Genomic DNA, 21,360 nt, shown 5'->3' with positions numbered 1-21,360 from the left:
TCACGGAACCGAACTGCATGAACATTTTTGACAAGAACGCCGCCGCCGCTGCCTCCGATGCGCAGCTGCTGGCCGACGAAGCCCGCTACAGCTCCTTCGGCGATACCGTCCACTACGTCGATCCGCCTAAGATCTTCCAGCGCGGCGAAGGCAGCTACATGTTCGACGGCGCAGGCGTGCCCTACCTCGACCTGCAGATGTGGTACTCGGCGTGCAACTTCGGCTACAGCAACAAGCGCCTGAACGATGCACTGAAGGACCAGATCGACACCCTTCCGCAGGTCGCCAGCCAGTACCTGCACCCGACCCGCGTGCAGCTGGCCAAGACCATTGCCGTGGACATGCACGAGAAGTTCGGCCTCGACGGCCGCGTGCACTTCAACGTTGGCGGTGCGCAGGCCATTGAAGACTCGCTGAAGATCGTGCGCAACGCGCGTGGCGGCAAGAGCCTGATGTTCGCCTTCGAGGGCGGCTACCACGGCCGCACCCTGGGTGCGTCGTCGATCACCTCCAGCTACCGCTACCGCCGCCGCTACGGCCACTTCGGCGAGCGCGCGATGTTCATCCCGTTCCCGTACCCCTTCCGTCGCCCGAAGGGCATGACCCCGGACGAGTACTCCGACCACTGCGTGTGGCAGTTCGAGCGGCTGTTCGAAAGCGAGTACAACGGCGTGTGGGATCCCAAGGTCGGCCAGGCCGAGTACGCCGCGTTCTACGTCGAGCCGATCCAGGGCACCGGTGGCTACGTCATCCCGCCCCGCAACTTCTTCACCGGCCTCAAGCGCGTGCTGGACAAGTACGGCATCCTGATGGTCGTCGATGAAATCCAGATGGGCTTCTGGCGCACCGGCAAGCTGTGGTCGATCGAGCACTTCGGCGTGACCCCGGACGTGCTGGTGTTCGGCAAGGCGCTGACCAACGGCCTGAACCCGCTGTCGGGCCTGTGGGCGCGCGAAGAGCTGATCAACCCGACCGTGTTCCCGCCGGGCTCCACCCACTCCACCTTCAACTCCAACCCACTGGGCACCCGCCTGGGCCTGGAAGTGCTGAAGCTGGGCAAGGAAATGGATTACGAGCGCACCGTGCCGGAAAAGGGCGCGTACTTCCTCGACGGCCTGCGCGGCCTGCAGAAGCGCCACCCGGAAATCGGCGACGTCGACGGCCTGGGCCTGGCGCTGCGTGCGGAAATCTGCCAGGCCGACGGCTACACCCCGAACAAGGAGCTGCTGGACCGCATGGTCGACATCGGCCTGGCCGGTGACCTGCTGCACGACGGCAAGCGCATGGGTCTCGTGCTCGACGTGGGTGGCTGGTACAAGAACGTGATCACCTTCGCGCCGTCGCTGGACATCAGCTACGAAGAGATCGACCTGGCGATCACCCTGCTCGACCAGGCGCTGACCAAGGCCAAGGGCTGAGGTCGATGCGCTGCCGGTTCCCGTGCCGATGGAAATGACGTCACGCGCATCCAGCACCGCGCTGGAACCGGCCGCGCTGCTGGAGGGCTTCCTGGCCCACCCGCCGCTCGGATTCGAGGCAGGCCGCCTTCCCAGCGGCCTGCCGACCTTCCGTGCGCCGCTGGACCTGACCACCACGATGGATGACGAACTGCGCGGCAGGCTGCTCGGCCTGCCGCTGTCGCGCCTGTGGCGGCCGTGGATCACCTGGAAGACGCGCTTCGTCGGTGCCACCAGCACCGAGTACACCCCGCTGCCGGCACACGTTGCCCCGGAGGCGCTGGCCGAGGACGTGACGCGTCACGCGATCGGCGATGCCCGGCTGCTGGTGGTGAAGGACCTGGCGATCGATTCACCGCTGCTGGACGACGCCGCCAACGCACACAGCGGCGCCTTCCTGCAGGCGCTGCTGACACGCGGCTTCGTCGAACTGGAAGGCATGCCGCTGGCCTGGGTGGCGATCGATTTCGATTCGCTCGACGACTATCTCGGCCGCCTGTCATCGTCGCGCCGCAAGAACATCCGTCGCAAGCTCCGTTCGCGCGATGACCTGCAGATCGACTGCATCGCCACCGGCAACCCGGCCCTGGCCGACCCGCAACTGCAGGCCGAACTGTACGCGCTGTACCTGGGCGTATACGCGCAGAGCGCGGTGCATTTCGACCAGCTCGACCTACCCTATTTCCAGTACCTGCTGGCCGACAGCCAGGGCCAGGGACGGATGTTCCTGTACCGCCACCAGGGCCGGTTGATCGGCTGGAATCTGTGCTACGTGCATGCCGGCAAGCTGGTGGACAAGTACATCGGCCTGGCGTACCCGCAGTCGCGCGAGCACAACCTGTACGCGGTCAGCTGGATGCACAACCTCGAGTACGCGCTGCAGCACGGCCTGAGCCACTACGTGGCCGGCTGGACCGACTCGCGGATCAAGGCCGAGCTGGGCGCCCGCTTCACCTCCACCCGGCACGCGATCCACGCACGCTCCCCGCTGCTGCGCGCCGCCCTGCGCAAGCTGGCCCCGCACCTGCAGGGCGAACCTGATGGAGGCGGTTGAACGATGCCGTTGCGTTCCCCGCTGATCCTGGACCTGGACGGTGGCGTGCTGCCGCTGCCACAGGCGCAGACCCTGGCTCTGCCGCAGTGGCACGATCCGCTGCGCTTCGCCTGCAGCAATGCCACCCTCGACCGTTTCGCCGCTGACGTGCTGGCACCACTGCCGGCCCAGCTCGGAACCGTCATGCTCGGCAGCGGCGACTTCCACCACCTCACCCTGCCACTGCTGCGCCGCATGCATGGGCAGGCCCCGTTCCAGCTGGTGGTGCTGGACAACCATCCGGACAACATGCGGTTCCCGCTCGGCATGCACTGCGGCTCGTGGGTGAACGCCGCCAGCAAGCTGCCGCAGATCTCGCACATCCATGTGCTCGGCATCACTTCCAGCGACATCGGCCTCGGTCATGCCTGGGAGAACCACTGGCGACCGCTGATGGGTGGATGCCTGACGTACTGGTGCATGGACGTGGACGTGGGCTGGGGCCACCGCCTCGGCATGGGCCGTGCGTTCCGACGCTTCGAGCACCCGGAAGCACTGGTCGCCGCGTTCGCCGCCGAGCAGGCCACATCCCCACAGCCGACCTACCTGTCGATCGACAAGGATGTATTCGCCGAGGACGTTGCGCGCAGCAACTGGGACCAGGGCCGCTTCCAGCTGGAACACGCACTGGTGGTGATCGAAGCACTGCGCGCCGGTGGCCTGGTCGGCAGTGACATCACCGGCGAAGTCTCGCTGGCGAACTACCAGAGCCGCTTCAAGCGCTGGTTGTCGTCGCTGGATGGCCAACCGGACATCAGCGCCGATGATCTTCCCGTCTGGCAGGCGCGTCACCAGCAGGTCAACCGCGAGCTGCTGGCGGCAATCGCCGCCGCACCGACGGCCTGCTGACCGCGTCGGCAATGCCGGCCGTTGGCCGGCGTGGCTTCGGTAGTGCCGGCCGCTGGCCGGCAACCTCGTTGTTCCCGGGCTCACAGGAATGCCGGCCAGCGGCCGGCACTACACTGGGCTCCTGTCCCCAAGAGCCGCCGCCATGCCCCAGACCGTCATCCCGCAACTGCGCATGCGCCACGCCGACACCACCCTGCCGTTCTACGTGCAGGGGCTGGGTTTCGTGGTCGACTGGGAACACCGCTTCGAGTCCGGCTTCCCGCTGTTCGCCCAACTCACCCGCGATGGCCAGACGATCTTCCTCACCGAGCACAGCGGTGACTGCGAGGTCGGCGGCGCGGTGTACTTCATCGTCGACGACGTCGACAGCCTGTACCGCGCCTTCAGCGCCGCCAACGTGCCGATCGAGCAGCCACCGCATGACACCGACTGGGGCAGCCGCGAAATGCTGCTGCGCGACCCCGACGGCAACCGCCTGCGCTTTGCCACCCACCTGGACTGAACAACGCGGGCTTGAGGAGGATATACGAAACATATACGCTTCGTATATTCCCACTCCAGGACCGCCGATGGGCATCGTCAACATCGATGACACCCTGCACGACCAGCTGCGCCGTGCCTGCACCGTCTCCAGCCGCTCGATCAACGCCCAGGCCAACTTCTGGATCCGGGTCGGCATGCTGTGCGAAATGAATCCCACGCTGAGCTTCCAGGACATCGTCGCCAGCGAACTGCGGGCTGCCGGCGTGCAGCCGCCGCTGCTGGCACCGGGACAGGTCTGAGCAGATGGCGATCATCAAGCGCCCCGACGAGATCGCGCTGATGGCCGAATCCGGGCGCCTGCTTGCGCAGGTGTTCGCCGCGCTCGACCGGCTGCCACTGCAGGGCCGCAGCACGATGGAGATCAACGATTTCGTCGAACGCATGATCGTTGACGAGCTGCAGGCGCGGCCGGCCAGCAAGGGCCAGTACGGCTTCCCGTACGTGCTCAACGCCTCGATCGACAACGTGATCTGCCACGGCGTACCCAGCACCACCGACGTGCTGCGTAACGGCCAGATCGTCAACCTCGACATCACCCTGGAGAAGAACGGCTACATCGCCGACTCCAGCACCACCTACCTGGTGGGCGAGGTCGACTACGCCGCGCGCAGGCTGGTGCGGACCGCCTACCAGGCGATGTGGAAAGGCATCGCTGCGGTGCGCCCCGGTGCACGCCTGGGCGACATCGGCCACGCCATCGCCCGCCACGCGCGCAGCCACGGCTACAGCGTGGTGAAGGAATACTGCGGCCATGGCATCGGCCAGGAAATGCACGAGGAACCGCAGATCCTGCACTACGGCCATCCCAACACCGGCAGGGTGCTGGAGGAGGGCATGGTGTTCACCATCGAGCCGATGCTCAACCAGGGCAAGCCGGCCATCCGCCAGCAGCCGGACCAATGGCCGGTCTACACCCGCGACGGCAAGCTGTCGGCGCAGTTCGAGCACACGGTGGCGGTCACCCGCAACGGTGTGCGCGTACTGACCCTGCGCCCCGGCGAAACGCCATTGTGCGCGGTGGATACGGCCTAGAGCGGACGCAACAGAAGCACTGTTGCCAGGCAGAACATGAAGATCGCGACGCCCCCATCCAGCACCCGCCAGGCGTCCGGCCTGCGGAACACCGGCTGCAACAGGCGCGCGCCATAGCCCAGCGTGCAGAACCAGGCCACGCTGGCGGCGCACGCACCGGCGGCGAACGCCCAGCGCAGGTCACCCGGGTAACGCGTGGACAGGCTGCCCAGCAGCACCACCGTATCCAGATAGACATGCGGGTTGAGCAGGGTGAACGCCAGGCAGGTCAGCAGCACCTGCCGTCCGCTGCCGCCCTGCGCCTCGGTGGCGGCCAGTACGCCACCACCGCGCCACGCACGCAGTCCCGCCTGCACGCCATACCAGAGCAGGAACGCCGCACCACCGAAGCGCAGCACCTGCAGCAGCAACGGCCACTGCAGCACCAGCGCGCCCATGCCACCGACGCCGGCCAGGATCAACGCGATGTCCGCGCCGGCGCAGGCCAGCACCACCCTGCCCACATGCCGCTGCTGCAGGCCCTGGCGCAGCACGAAGGCATTCTGTGCGCCGATGGCGATGATCAGGCCGGCACCTGCGAACAGGCCGGCGGCGGTAGCGGCGATCCACATCAGGACAGGCCAGGCAGCGAGGGGACACGCAGGGTGAGGCCAATGGCGATGTTTAGACAATCTGATTTTTCTTTATCCTGTGCAGGAAAACTGAAGGGGCACCGGCATGGATCTGGTACATCCACAATTGGCCGCATTCGCTGCGGTGCTGGAAGAAGGCAGCTTCGAGGCCGCGGCACGCCGCCTGTCGATCAGCCCATCAGCACTGTCGCAACGGATCAAGGCGCTGGAAGACAGGCTCGGGCAGGTCCTGGTGGTGCGCCAGGCACCCTGCCGACCGACCGCAGCGGGGGAAGCGCTGCTGCGCCGGGTACGCCCGATGCAGGCACTGGAAGCCGAGGCGCTGGCCGAGCTGCTACCCGAGCGTGGCAACGACGCTGCCCGTACGCCCATCCCCCTGGCGGTCAACGACGACTCGCTTGATACCTGGTTCGTGCCCGCCATCGCCGACCTGCACCAGCGCCATGGCTACCTGTTCGACCTGCGCATGGACGACCAGGACCACACCCTGCAGTTGCTGCGCGATGGCAGCGTGCTCGGCGCAGTGACCGCCGAAAGCCAGCCGGTGAAGGGCTGCAACGTGCACCCGCTCGGCGCCATGCGTTACCACGCGATCGCTTCGCCCGGCTTCGCCCGCCAGTACTTCAACGATGGCATGCAGGCCGCGGCCCTGGCGCGCGCACCGATGCTGGTGTTCAACCGCAAGGATGAACTGCAATGGCGTTTCGTGCGGCGCCTGACCCGCGCGCGACTGCAGCCGCCGCTACACTACCTGCCCTCTTCCACCGGTTTCGTCGAAGCCGCCGCGTGCGGACTCGGTTGGGGCATGGCCCCGGAAACCCTGGTCGCGCCCGCCGTGCGCGCCGGCCGCGTGGTGGTACTGGAACCCCGCCGCTGGCTGGATGTGCCGCTGTACTGGCAACATGCCGCCGTGCGCTCAAGCACGCTGCAGCACATCACCCAGGCGCTGCGCACTGCAGCCAGCGGCACCCTTCGTTGAGGACAATCGGATGACCGCAGACTCGGGCTTCACGCCGCGCGCACTACCGTTTGCGCACTTCTTTACCACTGGGACGGCATGGGCGTGATCGGCCGACGTACAAGGATGCACCGCGCGAAGGCCGCGCTGGCGCTGGTGCTGGCGACCTGCCTGCCAACCGCTGCGTCCGCGCAGAACAGCAACGACGCCCCCGCATTGGACTGGGAACAGGCACGCCAACGCCTGGAGCAGGTCTCCGATGCGCTGGCGGCCGCAGATGCAGCGGTACGCAACAAGCAGGACCTGCAGGACGCCACGCGCCTGCTGCGCCTGCCGGAGATCACCGGCGAAGTGCGCCGCCTGCAGTTCCAGAAGACCCTGACCCTGCCACTGGGTTCGCTGGCGCCCGTGGCTGAAGCCTTCGGTATCGATTCGCCGCTGTCGTTCACCGAGCGCGACTGGCGTACACGCCCGGTAGTGACCGCGGTGCTGCCGCTGTACACCGGCGGCGTGATCCCGGCCGCGCAACGTGCGGCCAGCGCCGCCCATGAGCAGGCCAACGCCGAGCGCGAGGCGCAGCGCCAATCATTGACCGTGCAGCTGGCTCAGGCCTACTTCGGCCAGCGCCTGGCCGAGCAGGCGGTGGACGTGCGCCGCGACGTGCGCGACGGCCTCAACCGCCACCTGTCCGATGCAGAAAAGCTGGAACGCGAGGGCTTTGCCACCCGCGCCCAGCGCCTGCAGGCCACCGTGGCCCGCGACAAGGCCGAGCGCGAATACCAGAAGACGGTGAACGATCTGGCTACGCTGAAGGCCGCGCTGGCCACGCTGCTGCGCAGTGGTGGCGAGGTGCAGCCGGTGTCGCCGCTGTTCGTGCAGCGCGTGCCGCTGGAACCGGTGACCAGCTTCGAGCGCACCGCGCAGGCGCGCCAGCCGCAGATCGCGCGCTTGCGCGCGATGGTTGCGCAGGCCGAACAGGGCGTGCGCGTGCAGCAGGCCAAGCTGAAGCCGCAGATCTTCGCCTTCGGCCAGTACGACTTCCGCCGCCGCGACGAAATGCTGACCGACCCGGACTGGGCGTTCGGCATCGGGCTGAAGTACACCTTCCTGTCACCGAACTCGCGGCCGGCGCAGATCAGCGCCGCGCGTGCGCAGCAGGAGCAGGCCGAAGCGGGCCTGCGCGAGGCCGAGAACCAGGTCGCACTGGGCGTGCGCAAGGCCTGGAACGAACTTGAGACCGCGCGCCAGCAGTTCGTGCTGCTCGACAGCAGCATCGCCCAGGCACAGGAAAACCTGCGCCTGCAGGAGCTGGCATTCCGCGAAGGCCAGGCCACCTCGCTGGATGTGATCGATGCGCGGCTCGGCCTGGGCGGCGCCCGTGTCGAGCGCGCACAGGCCGCCTACCAATACGACATTGCGCTGGCACAGTTGCTGGAGATCAGTGGACAGATGGACCGTTTCGAAGAATTCCGGCGGCGTGCGGACGAGGTGATCGACCATGAGTGATGTGCTGCACGACGATGCGACGACGCCCCCCGGCAAGCGGCGGCTGGGACCGATCCTGCTGGTGGTCCTGCTGGTCGCGGTGGTGCTCGGCCTGTGGCTGGCCTGGCGCAGCCCGGCCGACCAGATCCAGGGCATGGCCGATGCGGACACGATCAACGTGGCCGCCAAGATCACCGCACGCGTGGCCGAGCTGAAGGTGCGCGAGGGCGATCGCGTGCAGCCCGGGCAGGTGCTGTTCCTGCTCGACAGCCCCGAAGTGGCTGCCAAGGAACAGCAGGCGAACGGCGCATTGGCGGCTGCGCAGGCGGTGGCCGACAAGGCCGACGAAGGCGCGCGCAGCGAAGACATCCGCGCCGCCGAAGCGAACTGGAAGCGCGCCGAAGCCGGCGCGACACTGGCCGAAGCCACCTACCGGCGCGTGCAGAACCTGTTCAACGAAGGGGTGATGACCCGGCAGAAGCGCGATGAAGCGCATGCCCAGGCCACCAGTTCGCGCGAACTGGCCCGCGCCGCCCGCGCGCAGTACGACATGGCATTGGCCGGCGCCCGCGAGCAGGACAAGCGTGCCGCGCAGGGCCAGGTACAGCAGGCGCAGGGCGCGGTGGCCGAGGTCAACGCCGCGCGAGCCGAAGTGGAAGGACGCGCGCCGGTGGCGGGCGAGATCAACAAGCGCATGGCCGACCCGGGCGAGCTGGTGCCAGCCGGCTATCCCGTGTTCACCCTGGTCGACATCGACCGCATGTGGGTGGCGATGAACCTGCGCGAATCGCAGATGCAGGGCCTGAAGGTCGGCAGCAAGCTGCAGGGCAGCGTGCCGGCGCTGGGCCTGGATGGCGAGTTCGAGGTCTACTTCATCAATCCGGCCGGCGACTACGCAACCTGGCGTACCACCCGCCAGTCGTCCGGCTATGACGTCCGCAGCTTCGAGGTGCGGGTGCGCCCGGTACGCCGCATCGAGGGCTTCCGCCCCGGCATGAGCGTGCTGTTCGCATGGCCCCAGCACTGAGCCCGGACCGCAACGGCTTCGCCGCTTCGTGGCGGCGCGAGCTGCAGTCGCTGCGCGGCAACCGTGCCGACCTGCTGCTGGTCACCGTGCTGCCACTGCTGATGCTGGTCGTGATGGCATGGATGTTCATGCCGTCGGTGATGCGCGATATCCCGATTGCTGTGGTCGACCTTGACCACAGCAGTGACAGCCGCCTGCTGCTGCGCATGCTCGACGCCAGTCCCGGCGTACGCGTCGCCAGCCAACCAGCGGACCTGGAGGAGGCACGATCGCAGCTGCGCAGCCTGGACGTGTTCGCCATCGTGCTGGTGCCGCGCGATGTCACCCGGCAGGCGCTGCGTGGGCGCCAGGGCACGGTGTTCGCCTATTACAACGCCACCTACATGACCACCGGCCAGTCGGCGTCGCGCGACATCGGCGACGCGGTTTCCGCATGGAACGCAAGCCTGCTGCGCGAGCGCATCGGCCTGCAGGTCGGCCCGGGCAAGCTGCGCGCGGCGCCGATCGCGGTGCAGTCGGACATCCTCTACAACCCGGCGCGCAGCTACGAATTGTTCCTGCTGCCACTGATCTTCCCGGCGGTGCTGTCACTGGTACTGGCACTTGCCGTGGCCGGCAGCCTCGGCCGCGAGATCCGCGATGGCACCCTGCCCGCCTGGCTGGCTCGCACGCCGTGGTCGGCGATTGCCGGCAAGGTCGCGCCGTACCTCCTGCTGTTCTCGCTGTATGGCGCGCTCGGCATCGGCTACCTGGCGTGGCTGCGCGGCGATGGTGTGGCCGGCAGCGTGCTTTTGCTGCTGCTCGCGCAGCCGTTGTTCTACCTGGCCACGGCCGCCTACGCGCTGTTCTTCGTCGGCGTCACCCGCGACATGGGCACCGCGTTGTCTGCGGTCGGTCTGAGCATCGGCACCGCACTGGCGTTCTCCAGCGCTACCTTCCCGGTGCTGGACGGGCCGTTGTTTACCCGCGTCTGGCACCAGCTGCTGCCGTTGAGCGCCTACATCAAGCTGCAGACCCAGCAGCAGTTCATCGGCTCGCCGCTGCAGGTTTCCGCATGGCCGCTGGCTACGCTGCTGTTGATGACGGTGGTGGCCGGTGGCATCGGCGGCCTGCGCCTGATCGCCTTTGCACGCACGCCTGCCGCCGCACAATCCGCAGGGGCTGACGCATGAGCATGCTCTGGGGCAGCCTGCGGCAGACCCTGATGGCGGTGCTGTGCGACCGCTACGCGATCGTGGTGATGGTCGGTGCGGTGATCCTGTATTCGTTCTTCTATCCAGCCGCCTACCGGCACCAGGTGGCCGGCAACCTGCCGGTGCTGGTGGTGGACGAAGACCACAGCGCGACCAGCCGCGAGCTGCTGCGCAAGCTCGACGCACTGCGCGTTGCGCGCGTGGTCGGGCAACCGGCGGACGTCGACAGCGCACGCCAGCAGCTCGAAGCCGGCCACGCCGAAGGCATCGTCGTGATCCCGGCCAACCTGGAGCGCGACATCCTGCGCGGCCATCCGGCCAAGCTGGTATTGCTTGGCAACGGTGCCTACCTGGGCCGCGCCAGCTGGGTGCTGGGCAGCGTAGCTGATGCGCTGGGTGCGTTCGGGCGTGATGCGGTGGTCGGCCAGGCCGCCTTCATGGGTGCGCCGCAGGCACCGCCGGTCACCCTGGTGCAGCGCCCGCTGTACAACACGCAGGAAGGCTATGGCAGCGCCATCGTGCCCGGCGTGGCCGAGCTGATCGTGCACCAGACGCTGTTGATGGGCATCGGCGTTCTGCTCGGCGGCCGCCGCCTCGCACTGGGCCGGCGCCTGCGCTTCGACCTGCCGACGCTGGCCGGCATGGCGTTGGGCTTCGGCCTGATCGGCCTGTTCGGCCTGTTCTGGTACGCCGGTTTCACTGCCTGGGTGCAGGACTATCCGCGCGGCGGCAACCCGATGGGCCAGCTGCTGGGCGGCACCTTGTTCATCGCCACCACCGTGGTCTTCGGCCTGTTCGTCGGCAGCTTCTTCCGCACCCGCGAGCGCGCCTTCCAGTACATCATCGCCACCTCCATCCCGCTGTTTTTCCTGGCCAACCTGTCGTGGCCGGCGGTGATGACGCCGCAACCGCTGGTCTGGCTGGCACAGCTGCTGCCGACCACCTCGGGCATCAACCTGATGGTGCGCCTGAACCAGATGGACGCCCGCCTGGCCGACATCAGCCACGAACTGATCACCCTCACCGTCCTGCTGCTGCTCTACGGTAGCCTCGCCACCTGGCGCCTCCTCGCCAAAAAAGGGGACGGAGGGAATTAAGTCGTAAGCGGCCTGTTCAAGCGGCGCGGCATGGCCGCTTTGATCCATCGTTTATGGATCCGGGGCATACCAGAACGGGATGCGGAACGCGCGGCGCCGTCCGGCCCCCCGCTCGCCGCCTGCAGCATTCCACACCAGTTCCAGGTCATGGCGTCCGGGTGCGAGCCCCCGGGTAGGCAGGTACCCCACCAGGCCGCGCATATCCAGGTCACGCCGCTCCATGGGCACGAAGCCATGCAGGTCGACCGGGGCGCCGTCCAGCTTGACCTGCCAGAGCCGGGAAAGGCACTCCACTGCGGCATTGGCGGCCTGTTGCCCGGTGGCCTCATTGCGCGCGTCCGGAAGTGCGGTGCAATGCTGGCGCGCCAGCGGATTGTCGCGTTGCGGGCGATGCGGAATGAACAAACGAAGCTGCGCACCGCTGATCGTGTCCGACGGGATCATCGGGTACGGCAGCAGCTGGTCATGCGCCGAACGCATCGATTCGTAATGCGCACTCAGCATGCCGTGCTCAACCGCCGCTTCCGTGACGATCTGGTAACGGTTGAACAGCGAGAACTTCAACGACGCCATCACCTGCACGGCCGCCAGCAGCATCGCTACCAGCACCGCGAACAGGTAGGCCGCCATGAACGAACGCGAGCGCAGGTTGCTCTGCATGGTCAGCTGCATGGTCTGCATCAGGCGCAACAGCGGAACCCGTTGCAGTGCCGCCAGCATGCCCTGCAGCAGTCGCTGCGGTCGCTCATGGGGTTGCCCGCGCGCCTGCCGCCGCGCCACGATCTTCTCCAGGATCCCGGGGGTAACAGCCAGCGCCAACATTGCGGCCAGCACAGTGCACAGGGCGAGCATGGCGACATGATCGGCGCCGCCGGACAGCGCGCCGATCACCATCGACACACCAAGCGTCAGGACGGCCAATACCAGGGTGCCCGCCAATGTCTGTACGGCAAGCAGGGTGGTCGAGAACAGCATCGTCGCCAGCCGGTCGGCACGTTCGATGCTGCCATCGAGGCCTCCGTCCCGGGCCTGCAGGAAGGCGCGCGTGACCGCCCCCATTCTTGGCAGGCGGTCCCAGTCAATGCCATCGGGGAAATGCGACCTGAGGCCGATCAGCCCGATCCAGTAGCCGCGCACCGTGAGGTGGATGATCAAGGCCACTGCCAGCACATAGCACATGCCGACACTGATGCTGAAACCGAACCAGAGCATCTGGAAGTACATGCCTTCGGTGTGCAGGCTGCTGCGCGCCCAGGCGTCGAACAGATAACCCGGCACGGCCAGCAGCGCAAACGCCAGCAGGCCCGAAATGAAGAGCTCGAGTTCATCGGTGCGATCACGCACCCGATGGGGATGGGCAGTCGCTTCCGGTATCGGGTCATGCCTTGCGAGCGGTGCCGGTTGGGGAGCTGGAGCCGATTCGTTCACTGGACATTCATCCGTTGAGTCGGCGCAGTATAGGCACGACGCCGGAGTCAGCGATACAGGTCCGGAACGAAGAACGCCGGCGCGGGGCCGGCGTTCGAGTACTGCGATGTGCAAGGGGGGAACGGGCGCTGTCGGCAACCGATCAACGATAGACGCGCTCGCAACGGCGCTCGACCACGCGGTCGCCGTTCTTCTGCTGGCTGTTGCCCTGGATCTGGCGACCGGCCGCACCACCGGCCACGGCACCGGCCACGGTAGCGAGCTTCTTGCCATTGCCGCCGCCCACCTGGTTGCCCAGCAGGCCGCCGATCACTGCACCCGTGGCCGTACCCGCAATGCGGTTCGGATCGCGCGAGTTGCGCTGCACTTCCACGTTCTTGCAGACCACGCGGCTGCCGTCATTGAACTTGCGTCCCTCATCGCGCGGGCCATAGGTCTGCGCGCCGGCCACCGACGAAGCCGCCAGCAGGGTGCCCAGCACAAGCAATCGGGTCGAGGTCTTCATGGCCATCTCCTGAGTTCCGGTATGACGCAAGTTTCCTCCTGCGGTTGGCAACCGGAAGTGAAATGCGCGTGTCCGCCACCTCATCGGCCATCGCGCGTTCAGGAAGAAAGTTGCGCCCATCGCGATCAGCCATCGCAATGGGCGCCGTCTCCCTACCGGCATGCCACGTTCCAGCTAGAACTCTTCCCAACCACCGGCATTGGCCGCCAGTGTCGGCTCGATGCGCGGCGACAGTGCCGCCGGCCTGCGCACCGGAGTAACCGTCGCGGCCACCGCAGCCAGGGCCGGACGCACGGCTGCAACCGCGGTTGCCGCACCGGTGCGGAACACCGATACCGCCTCGGCCAGCAGGTTGGCCTGCTCCGCCATGGAGCGTGCCGCCGCGCTGGCTTCTTCCACCAGCGCCGCATTCTGCTGCGTGGTCTCGTCCATCTGCACCACCGCCTGGTTGACCTGTTCGATGCCCGAGCTCTGCTCCTGCGACGCGGCAGAGATCTCGGCCATGATGTCGGTCACGCGCTGCACCGACGCCACGATCTCGCCCATTGTGGTGCCTGCCTGGCGGACCAGCGCCGATCCATCGGCGACCTTGCCGACCGAATCCTCGATCAGGCCCTTGATCTCCTTGGCCGCACCGGCCGAGCGCTGTGCCAGCGTGCGCACCTCACTGGCCACCACCGCAAAGCCCCTGCCCTGCTCGCCGGCACGCGCGGCTTCCACCGCCGCGTTCAAGGCCAGGATGTTGGTCTGGAAGGCGATGCCGTCGATGACGCTGATGATCTCGGCGATCTTCTTCGACGAGGCTTCGATGGCCGACATCGTGGTGACCACCTGGCCGACCACCTCGCCGCCCTGTGACGCGACACTGTGCGCGCCGATGGCGAGCTGGTTGGCCTGGCGTGCGTGCTCGGCGTTCTGCTTCACGGTGGAGGTCAGTTCCTCCATCGACGCCGCCGTCTCTTCCAGGTTCGCCGCCTGCTGCTCGGTACGCCGCGACAGATCGGTGTTGCCCGAGGCAATCTCGCCCGCTGCCAGGTTGATGCTGGACGCACTGGACTGGATGCGGCCGACAATCTGCTTGAGCTGATCGACGGTGGCGTTGCAGTCATCGCGCATGCGGGCGAACACGCCGTGGAAATCACCTTGCATGCGTACGGTGAGGTCACCGCGCGAAATAGCCTGCAGCAGCGTCGACACCTGTACCAGGTTCTCGTCGGTGGTCTGCATCAGACGATTGAGCCCGGCCACCATGTCGCGGAAATCGTAGGCGAAGCGACCTTCGTCACCGCGCAGGCTGAAGTCGCCTGCCGCGGCCGCTGTCGCCAACCGGCGGATCTCGCTGTTGATCGCCGACAGGCTGGTCTTGGTCTCGTCCATTGCCTGGGTGATCGCCGCCTTCTCGCCCGGCAGCGGATCCATGTCCACCGACAGGTCGCCACGGGCGTAATGCTTCATCACTTCGATCAGCCGGTTCTGCACCTGCACGTGCGAGCCGACCAGCGCATTCGTCTCGTGCACCATGCGCCCGTAGTCGCCGGGGAAGGCACCTTCGTCCATGCGATAGCTGAGGCTGCCTGCATCGTGCTGACGGGCCAACTCGCCCTGCGCCGCCATCACCGACTGCAACTGCGCCTGCATGTGCTGCATCGACCTGAGCAGCTGCGTCACCTCATCGTTGCCGGACGCGTCGATGCTGTTGTCCAGCCGCCCGTTGGCGATGCCGTCGGCCAGCTTCACCGCACCTTCCAGCGGGCGGGTCAGGCTGCGGGTGATGGCCCACGCGGCCAGCGAGCCCAGTATCAGGCTCAGCACGCCGAACACGATCGACAGCGTGCCGGTCCAGGATTCGGTTGAACGGTATTCCTCGCGGCTGCGCGCGGTCAGTGTCTCCTGATGCCGCAGCAGGGTCGAGATCGTCTCGTTCCATGCGGTAGCCAGTCCGTGCTCGGCGAGCAGTTCCTTGGCCGCACCGTCAAAATCACCCGCCTTCATGCGCTCGTGCAGATGCTGGGTGGAGGCGTCTGTCGCCTTGCGTGCCGCGTCGATTTTCGCAACCAGGGCATCGCCGGTGGCGTCGCGTGGAATCTTGATGTACTTGGCCCAGATACCATCGTAGGTCTGCGACAGCTCCTGCGCTTTCTGATAATCCTTGTCGAAATCCTCGCCGCGCTTGATCACCATCAGCCTGCGGTGCATCAACACTGCGTTGTTGGTATCCAGCATCTCGTTCAACAGCCGCATCTTCACCATGTTGACGTCCACCACTTTCGAGAACTGGGCAGACTTCAGATGGTTTCCGTACAGCGCCAGGCCGACGATGGCCACGATGAACAGCAGCAGCAAACCGAACCCGGCACCCAGCCGGGATCCCACTCGGAGGTTGCGTAAGGCGAGCATCTCAATTCCCTTGATCATGGCCGTATGATCGATGGCGGCGCAGGCAAGGGAAACTTTATAGGGCGATATTATTATATCGATCCAAAACTCTGGAACTGTGCAGACAGGTGTGAAAGCGGGCGACCCACGAGGGCGTTATATCCAGAAGGCATATCGCCACGTGTACCGAGAATAGGATAAGGCCGGGGCCTGCCGCCCCGCTATCTGGCATTACAGGGCAACAGGCCCCGGGAAGACCAGAGCCTTCCCGAGACTTGCCGCATAGACGCTCTCGAACTGGAAGGAGAGCACAAACTGGAACTCGCACGTCGCGGCGTAACGCTTGATGAAGTGGCATATTTCCTCCCAGGCACGTTCAAACCCGCTCGCGCGGAAATGAAACGAGCCGAGCAGGCCCACCTGCCACGAGGCCTCAATCCCTTCCGCTACGACAGCTTCCGGCGGGTCGACGATGCCGAACCCGAAGCCAGTGTTGGATGCTGGAAGATATCCACGCAGACCGTCAGTACCGTCGGAGTACTCGGCCTGGATCGAATCCAGGGCGTGCAGCACGGCACCCAGATCGGCACCGGCTTCGACTTCCAGAAACAGCGAAATGCTCATTATCGAACCATCAATCTGAAGCCAACAGCTTCATGACTCGGCATGGCCACTTTCGTCTTCGGCTTCATTTCTGTCCTGAAGAATTCCTGATTCATACGGACTACCCCTGCCCACCTTACCCATGGGAGCTCGCAACAATCCGGCTACCGCTTCAGATCAGTGTAGGTAGCACTCATATCCTTTATGCCCTCCTCGCTGTTCCCCATGGACGCTCTCACCGCGTCCAACCAGTCCTCCCACGCACCTGGATCCGTGGGGCTTCGATCCTCCTTAAGACTCCAGCCAAGTGAACCCAGCAGCCCCCCGATCTCATCGCTGGGGCCGCGGGAATAGTCGATCTGGAGGAAGTAGAACATCGCCATGTAAGCTTCCTCGATCGTCAAGAGCTGTTCTTTCACCAATAATCTCCCTGCATGCACCATTTCCAGAGCGACTCTCGCCGGATGTCAGCGATCACAATCCAATGAGGGTATGCCGGTTGAAGAACCGCATCTTCCCCTCGATCGTGAAGTCCGTGCGCCTGATTTCACCCAGCATCATCTCGCGTTGGGCGTCGTTCAACGTGCACGGCTCCAGAACATTGGCCTCCAGCACTCGCCCCGGGGGCGCCAGTCGCAGCTCGACAATGCAGGCATTGCCCTCGATGGGGACACCTGCTGGCCACGCCGTCATTGTGATCGCACGCATTTGCTCCTGGTACGCCACCCGCTCTGCTTCCTCCATCTGCGGGTCCGGCAGATACGGCGGGTTCGCCGCCACGTGCACAGCAGACTGCGTGGGCGTTGGCTCTGATATCGAACCAACGATCAGTTTGATCAGGGTGTTCTGTGAGGCCGTTACCGCCAAGGCGATCACCAGAGCGGTGTAGCTGACACCACCAGCCTTCTGCAGCTCAAGGTGCCGCCGATGTGCCCCGCGATGCTCGGCATCAACCTTGCGGACAATCCTTCGGCAATGCGACAGGTACAGCGGATTCGCCAGAATTCCTGCAAGTACGCGAAACACCAGGAAAGAGAGCAAGGACAACCATGGCAGCCCCAGCAGCACGAAGGTGGTCATCAGCAACGGCGAAAGGATGAACCAGATCGCGCCCCACGCATGCATGCGCCGGAAGAAGAACCAGAGTGACGAGAACAGGAATGCCGGCCAGTTCCATCGCCTTGGCGCCCTGCCGCTTGCTTCGTACAGCCTCCAGTGACGGAGATAGGCGCGGAACCTGTCACCTACCACGATCGCCAGTGCTTCCTTCTCGCTCAACCCATCTGACGTTGCATCTGTGCTCTGCACCGCTTCACCGACGGCGCTGCCGAAGGTGGGTTCAATCCTTACTTTCATTATCCTCTATCCAAACTCGCCACGAAACTAAACCTTGCTCCAGGCAGGCTCCTCTGTCACCTCAACATGAGGCCTACTGCGGCCGGCAAGAATCTCGACTTCGAATTCACAACCGAATTCAAGATCCTCTTGCATCGCCCGCCCCACCCCATTCAATCGCTATTGCCATCAGAGAAGCCGCTACCCAAACCCCTGCGACCTAACCTTTCCAACCGACTCCATCCACTCAACCCAGACAGAGGAATCATTCAGGCAACTGGAATCATTTAAAGGCGACGTGAGACGCCCAATAACTTCGAACAGTGGAAGACCCTCACCGGATCGATCAAAAATCGCCTCGAGGAATACCAGCATTACTGAGAACGAATTCAGCAACGTCAAACACCCACCCGATGAACTCATTTGTGCGACACAGAATTCAGCATTAAGTGCGCCCCCAGCGGTGTTGACCTCTGCAAACGCGTCGCGCCAGTCATCCCACATTACCGGATCGTTGGGCAGGTCATCTGCCCACAAAAAAGAGCGCGCCGAAGATAATAGATCAACAAGAGCGTCCTGATTACTACCCCTATCCAAATAATTTTGCAGGAAAACGCACATCAACACATATGCAGCCTGAACAGAAATTTCTTTGAAATCTCCCATATCACCAACACTCATCCCGCCCCCTCTCTTCTGAACCGGCTCACATGCGCACTGCAAACACCATTGGCAATCAGCTGGCTGGTGGCCGTCACCGTACCTGCGGCAGCCGCCGTCGCCTGCCTGTCCATCAGCAAAGTACTTCCATCAGCAATGCCTTCACCGCGCGCTGCGCTGGTATCGATGTTGACGCCCAGCTCAGCCGCCAACATCTGTTTGCCATCGATGGTGAGGTGTGATCGATTTGGACTGGAATGCTACGTCCAATGCTCACGGCCATCTGCGCCAATCCAAACCAAGCCCGCCGGAGCATCGATCAAGAACCAAAGGCCGAATCCATCAATATCATCTTCGCCAGGACTCTCAAGCCATGCCTTTGAGATGAACAACAATTGTTCCCGCCAGTCACCCTCCAAGGTCCTCCCGTCCGATGCGAGTTTTACTTTCCGCTCTCTCAGCAAACGCCCCATCAACTCGAAGAACGCGCCCCTCCTTCCAGAAATCCCAACATCCCCCATCTCCATCGTCATGTGCTGCCAGACGGCACCAAGAGACAACCCAAACGAAGAATTCATCACTGCAGAATAGACTTCATCCCTCATTCTAGCCTCACCCCTACTTGCCCCCATTACCTATCGACTTGTCCCGCACATCAGTCGCCCAACTCGCACCAGATTGCGCTCGCCTGATCCCCTGCGTGGAAGTTGTTCTCAAACAAGTTCCTGGCAATCCTCACATTCAACACGGTCCCCGCCAGATCCTGCCCGACAACCCACCCGCCAGCGCTCCCACCGCTTTAGAGAGCGCCAGAACCGCCTCCGTTTGAATCATCGAACAGTCCAAGCTCTCCGGGCCACGAACCCATACTTGTACGAAACAGCCGCATTCACAAACGCCTGACACGCAGGGCTCGCCGAGTTCGCTGTACAAACCGAGAGCAGCTCACAGTCCATTCGCTCCGACAGTTGCTTGGCAACGTCACGCACCATCTTTTGGCATGACGTGTCGCTGCCATACTCGTCGAGTTGCTGCTTCATTACTCGAGCTTGATCCTCAGCAAGGAAGTTATTCTCAACCGAGTTCTTGGCAATCCCCGCATTCAACGCGATCCCGGCCAAATCCTACCCTAAAGCACCCAATAAGTTTCTGGCGATGGCACAGGCACAGCGAGCTCGCCAGTAATGCGTAAGCAGACGGCTCATCAGCGATGGCAACAGCGCCAGCCACAGCGCCCGCATCAACGATGCTGCAATCATCAGCAGGGCCGCAGTCTGGATTAGCCATTTCCCAGCTCATTCCGGCACAGCATTGAGCGAACGTACTCAGCCGATCCCGGAGTTCTTTCTATATACTTGAGACATGCCATACCCAGGTATCGACTAAACTCTTCATCACTAACAATCACAACGTCCGGGTCATACTTGAGCCCATATGAAAATTCCACCCCAGAAAAGTGATCATCCACGTCGAAGCTACTATTATCTGGGAATCTACAGTCAACATCATCGGTGCCAAAACCCCAGCCCCTTGATAAACACTCGAGCATCTGAATAAACACTCCCGAAGAATAAATCCAATCAAAGTAAGCAAAAACCACCCAATCAGAATCCCTCTTATCCATCCAAGATCCAAACAACTGATCACTCATACCAACCTCACTTAGGGTGGAAATTTTTAACTACACCGGCATCATCGATGTACACAACGAAAGAGACGCCTCCCGCATTGGACTCATATATCCTCTTCCCCGCAGCAACAGCGTCCTTGTAACCCTTCACAGCAGCTTCCTGGCCGAGCACCAAAACCTTCCTATCTGACATTATAGGATGCGATCATCGGTCGCCGTGGCACCACGCAACGCGGTATCGCCCCCGGCCTTCATCGAGATGTTATTGCGCGCCCCGCATCTTCTGCGGGCGATCATTGGGATTTCGAGCCGCGTCGACGTTGATGATCGGATCGATCAACCGGGACTTCGCCCCCCACCCGTAGAACCGATCCCACTCAGCTTCACGTAGTACCCAACCCTTGTGAATCACCCTTGCCGCAATCGCCAGTGGTTGAAATCCCCTAAGAGATCAAGCCTAAGCCCTCACGGAGCGGCGATTCCCTTCCAGATCAGACAATGGAACTCCCCAAAGGGCCGCGCGCATCATCAGTGAAAAATCTAGTGTCCAGATCCTGCGCCGGCTCCATCCCTCCAAACACAGTGCGCGCTTCACTTAGCAACTTCAATTGCTGGAAATGCCTATGGAGTATGGGCATGGCCACGGCAACATCCGACCAATCCATCTCGAATGAGAAATCTATAATTACCGTTCTGTCGAATCTAAAGACGCGAATCAGCAACGTAGGAATATGAACGGCGAATTCCAGCCTAAAACCATTGATCTCCTGGATCATGCAAGAACTGCACGGGAAGTCATCGACATTTCCCGCAAGCCAGTCGCCAACCGCTATCGGCTCGCCATCCAGCTCGGTCCGCGAGACGGACTCAGCCGTGCGACCGATCGATTCCAGCACCTAGGACTCGTTGACCCACGGGACGACCTCCATGGCAATCTCAAACGAGTCACTCATCAATAAACCCTCTCCGATTCCGTCAGCGACCGACTGGGTTAAGACCCTCGTCCATGTTTCGGATTCATTTTTCTTCGATCCGCCCCCCCCAGCAGCACTTAGATCTACGGACTGAAATAGCTACCATCTTCCAGCTTCCAGACAAAACCGCCAGGAACCCAGCCATATCCAGGCTTGGCAACCCAGAACATGTCCGGATCTCAGTCCAACTCAGGCGGCCAAGCCGCCATGAAACGCTCAGTCTGCTCATTAACGGTACCGCCCCAAAAACCATTCACATCTTCGAGCCTAGCCCTCCCTTCACTTAAAACAGCACCCGACCCCCATCGGAAGAACTGCCTCCTCTCTTCAAGCGAAAGACCGGGAAGATAGTCAAAACAATTCCACCAGATCACATCAACATCAAGAAGCCCCACACTACCAATAAATCCCCTTACATCAAGACCATCCAACCAATCATTAATCACTTTAACTTAATCTACACTTTCTCAGTCTAACGCTCAT

General features: G+C 63.7%; 24 protein-coding genes. 12 read left to right on the top strand and 12 right to left on the bottom strand.

What is annotated here, in order from left to right:
• The first annotated feature begins 17 nt into the window (after window positions 1-17).
• From ACSDHM_RS04580 to map, 6 genes are all read left to right on the top strand, one after another.
• A complete protein-coding gene (locus tag ACSDHM_RS04580; protein ID WP_061479537.1) occupies window positions 18-1,418 on the top strand; it encodes an aspartate aminotransferase family protein in 1,401 nt (466 codons plus the stop codon).
• Window positions 1,419-1,446: 28 nt separating this feature from the next.
• A complete protein-coding gene (locus ACSDHM_RS04575) occupies window positions 1,447-2,511 on the top strand; it encodes a GNAT family N-acetyltransferase (RefSeq protein ID WP_088496396.1) in 1,065 nt (354 codons plus the stop codon).
• Between the two features lie 3 nt (window positions 2,512-2,514).
• Window positions 2,515-3,399 carry a hypothetical protein gene (locus ACSDHM_RS04570; protein ID WP_088496395.1) on the top strand — a complete coding sequence of 295 codons (885 nt, stop codon included), beginning with the start codon at window positions 2,515-2,517 and terminating at the stop codon, window positions 3,397-3,399.
• Window positions 3,400-3,541: 142 nt separating this feature from the next.
• The gene (locus ACSDHM_RS04565; protein WP_072166862.1) at window positions 3,542-3,901 is read left to right on the top strand and encodes a bleomycin resistance protein; all 360 of its coding nucleotides are present in this window, start codon (window positions 3,542-3,544) and stop codon (window positions 3,899-3,901) included.
• A gap of 67 nt (window positions 3,902-3,968) precedes the next feature.
• Window positions 3,969-4,181 (top strand): ParD-like family protein, encoded by a 213-nt coding sequence (locus tag ACSDHM_RS04560; RefSeq protein ID WP_005415768.1) that lies wholly within the window; start codon window positions 3,969-3,971, stop codon window positions 4,179-4,181.
• 10 nt (window positions 4,182-4,191) lie between these two features.
• A complete protein-coding gene (map, locus tag ACSDHM_RS04555) occupies window positions 4,192-4,974 on the top strand; it encodes a type I methionyl aminopeptidase (protein WP_172412105.1) in 783 nt (260 codons plus the stop codon).
• Here map and ACSDHM_RS04550 read toward each other — a convergent pair.
• Window positions 4,971-5,585: a LysE/ArgO family amino acid transporter gene (locus tag ACSDHM_RS04550; protein WP_065186715.1), complete on the bottom strand. Its 615-nt coding sequence runs from the start codon at window positions 5,583-5,585 to the stop codon at window positions 4,971-4,973. The two genes, map and ACSDHM_RS04550, sit on opposite strands and share 4 nt — an antisense overlap.
• A 106-nt stretch (window positions 5,586-5,691) precedes the next feature.
• Between ACSDHM_RS04550 and ACSDHM_RS04545 the strand changes: the two genes are divergently transcribed.
• From ACSDHM_RS04545 to ACSDHM_RS04525, 5 genes are all read left to right on the top strand, one after another.
• A complete protein-coding gene (locus ACSDHM_RS04545) occupies window positions 5,692-6,585 on the top strand; it encodes a LysR family transcriptional regulator ArgP (RefSeq protein ID WP_053498160.1) in 894 nt (297 codons plus the stop codon).
• Between the two features lie 78 nt (window positions 6,586-6,663).
• A complete protein-coding gene (locus ACSDHM_RS04540) occupies window positions 6,664-8,070 on the top strand; it encodes a TolC family protein (RefSeq protein ID WP_072166864.1) in 1,407 nt (468 codons plus the stop codon).
• The gene (locus ACSDHM_RS04535) at window positions 8,063-9,076 is read left to right on the top strand and encodes an HlyD family secretion protein (protein ID WP_439426692.1); all 1,014 of its coding nucleotides are present in this window, start codon (window positions 8,063-8,065) and stop codon (window positions 9,074-9,076) included. The genes ACSDHM_RS04540 and ACSDHM_RS04535 overlap by 8 nt, the downstream gene beginning before the upstream one ends.
• Window positions 9,061-10,248: an ABC transporter permease gene (locus ACSDHM_RS04530; RefSeq protein ID WP_439426691.1), complete on the top strand. Its 1,188-nt coding sequence runs from the start codon at window positions 9,061-9,063 to the stop codon at window positions 10,246-10,248. Before ACSDHM_RS04535 ends, ACSDHM_RS04530 begins: the two co-directional genes overlap by 16 nt.
• Window positions 10,245-11,366: an ABC transporter permease gene (locus tag ACSDHM_RS04525; protein WP_439426690.1), complete on the top strand. Its 1,122-nt coding sequence runs from the start codon at window positions 10,245-10,247 to the stop codon at window positions 11,364-11,366. Before ACSDHM_RS04530 ends, ACSDHM_RS04525 begins: the two co-directional genes overlap by 4 nt.
• Before the next feature lie 51 nt (window positions 11,367-11,417).
• Here the strand turns inward: ACSDHM_RS04525 and ACSDHM_RS04520 are convergent, their stop codons facing one another.
• The 7 genes from ACSDHM_RS04520 to ACSDHM_RS04490 form a co-directional block, all read right to left on the bottom strand.
• The gene (locus tag ACSDHM_RS04520; protein WP_181503444.1) at window positions 11,418-12,932 is read right to left on the bottom strand and encodes a hypothetical protein; all 1,515 of its coding nucleotides are present in this window, start codon (window positions 12,930-12,932) and stop codon (window positions 11,418-11,420) included.
• A gap of 4 nt (window positions 12,933-12,936) precedes the next feature.
• Window positions 12,937-13,305 carry a glycine zipper 2TM domain-containing protein gene (locus tag ACSDHM_RS04515; RefSeq protein ID WP_005415760.1) on the bottom strand — a complete coding sequence of 123 codons (369 nt, stop codon included), beginning with the start codon at window positions 13,303-13,305 and terminating at the stop codon, window positions 12,937-12,939.
• Window positions 13,306-13,473: 168 nt separating this feature from the next.
• Window positions 13,474-15,696 (bottom strand): methyl-accepting chemotaxis protein, encoded by a 2,223-nt coding sequence (locus ACSDHM_RS04510; protein WP_088496410.1) that lies wholly within the window; start codon window positions 15,694-15,696, stop codon window positions 13,474-13,476.
• 210 nt (window positions 15,697-15,906) lie between these two features.
• Window positions 15,907-16,299, bottom strand: coding sequence for a hypothetical protein (locus ACSDHM_RS04505; RefSeq protein WP_065196526.1), 393 nt, complete (start codon window positions 16,297-16,299; stop codon window positions 15,907-15,909).
• Window positions 16,300-16,442: 143 nt separating this feature from the next.
• Window positions 16,443-16,697 carry a hypothetical protein gene (locus ACSDHM_RS04500; protein WP_138952904.1) on the bottom strand — a complete coding sequence of 85 codons (255 nt, stop codon included), beginning with the start codon at window positions 16,695-16,697 and terminating at the stop codon, window positions 16,443-16,445.
• A 55-nt stretch (window positions 16,698-16,752) separates the two neighbouring features.
• Complete coding sequence (locus ACSDHM_RS04495) at window positions 16,753-17,634, bottom strand: DUF2628 domain-containing protein (protein ID WP_065196528.1); 882 nt, start codon at window positions 17,632-17,634, stop codon at window positions 16,753-16,755.
• A 180-nt stretch (window positions 17,635-17,814) separates the two neighbouring features.
• Complete coding sequence (locus ACSDHM_RS04490; protein ID WP_146257850.1) at window positions 17,815-18,294, bottom strand: hypothetical protein; 480 nt, start codon at window positions 18,292-18,294, stop codon at window positions 17,815-17,817.
• Between the two features lie 29 nt (window positions 18,295-18,323).
• Here ACSDHM_RS04490 and ACSDHM_RS04485 point away from each other — a divergent pair, with 29 nt between their 5' ends.
• Complete coding sequence (locus ACSDHM_RS04485) at window positions 18,324-18,515, top strand: hypothetical protein (RefSeq protein ID WP_088496390.1); 192 nt, start codon at window positions 18,324-18,326, stop codon at window positions 18,513-18,515.
• An 18-nt stretch (window positions 18,516-18,533) separates the two neighbouring features.
• Here ACSDHM_RS04485 and ACSDHM_RS04480 read toward each other — a convergent pair whose 3' ends face one another.
• The 4 genes from ACSDHM_RS04480 to ACSDHM_RS04465 form a co-directional block, all read right to left on the bottom strand.
• Window positions 18,534-18,878 carry a DUF596 domain-containing protein gene (locus ACSDHM_RS04480; protein WP_065196596.1) on the bottom strand — a complete coding sequence of 115 codons (345 nt, stop codon included), beginning with the start codon at window positions 18,876-18,878 and terminating at the stop codon, window positions 18,534-18,536.
• 674 nt (window positions 18,879-19,552) lie between these two features.
• Window positions 19,553-19,924 carry a ribonuclease toxin immunity protein CdiI gene (cdiI, locus tag ACSDHM_RS04475; protein WP_141239355.1) on the bottom strand — a complete coding sequence of 124 codons (372 nt, stop codon included), beginning with the start codon at window positions 19,922-19,924 and terminating at the stop codon, window positions 19,553-19,555.
• 470 nt (window positions 19,925-20,394) lie between these two features.
• Window positions 20,395-20,799: a hypothetical protein gene (locus tag ACSDHM_RS04470; protein WP_088496389.1), complete on the bottom strand. Its 405-nt coding sequence runs from the start codon at window positions 20,797-20,799 to the stop codon at window positions 20,395-20,397.
• Window positions 20,800-21,056: 257 nt separating this feature from the next.
• Window positions 21,057-21,323 (bottom strand): hypothetical protein, encoded by a 267-nt coding sequence (locus tag ACSDHM_RS04465; RefSeq protein ID WP_143592500.1) that lies wholly within the window; start codon window positions 21,321-21,323, stop codon window positions 21,057-21,059.
• Between the last annotated feature and the right edge of the window lie 37 nt (window positions 21,324-21,360).

Source organism: Stenotrophomonas sp. T8, from assembly GCF_051853085.1.
In the GTDB taxonomy this organism is placed as follows: domain Bacteria; phylum Pseudomonadota; class Gammaproteobacteria; order Xanthomonadales; family Xanthomonadaceae; genus Stenotrophomonas; species Stenotrophomonas sepilia.
Note: the sequence above shows the minus strand (reverse complement) of the source record. Positions and strands in the feature narration are given on the sequence as shown.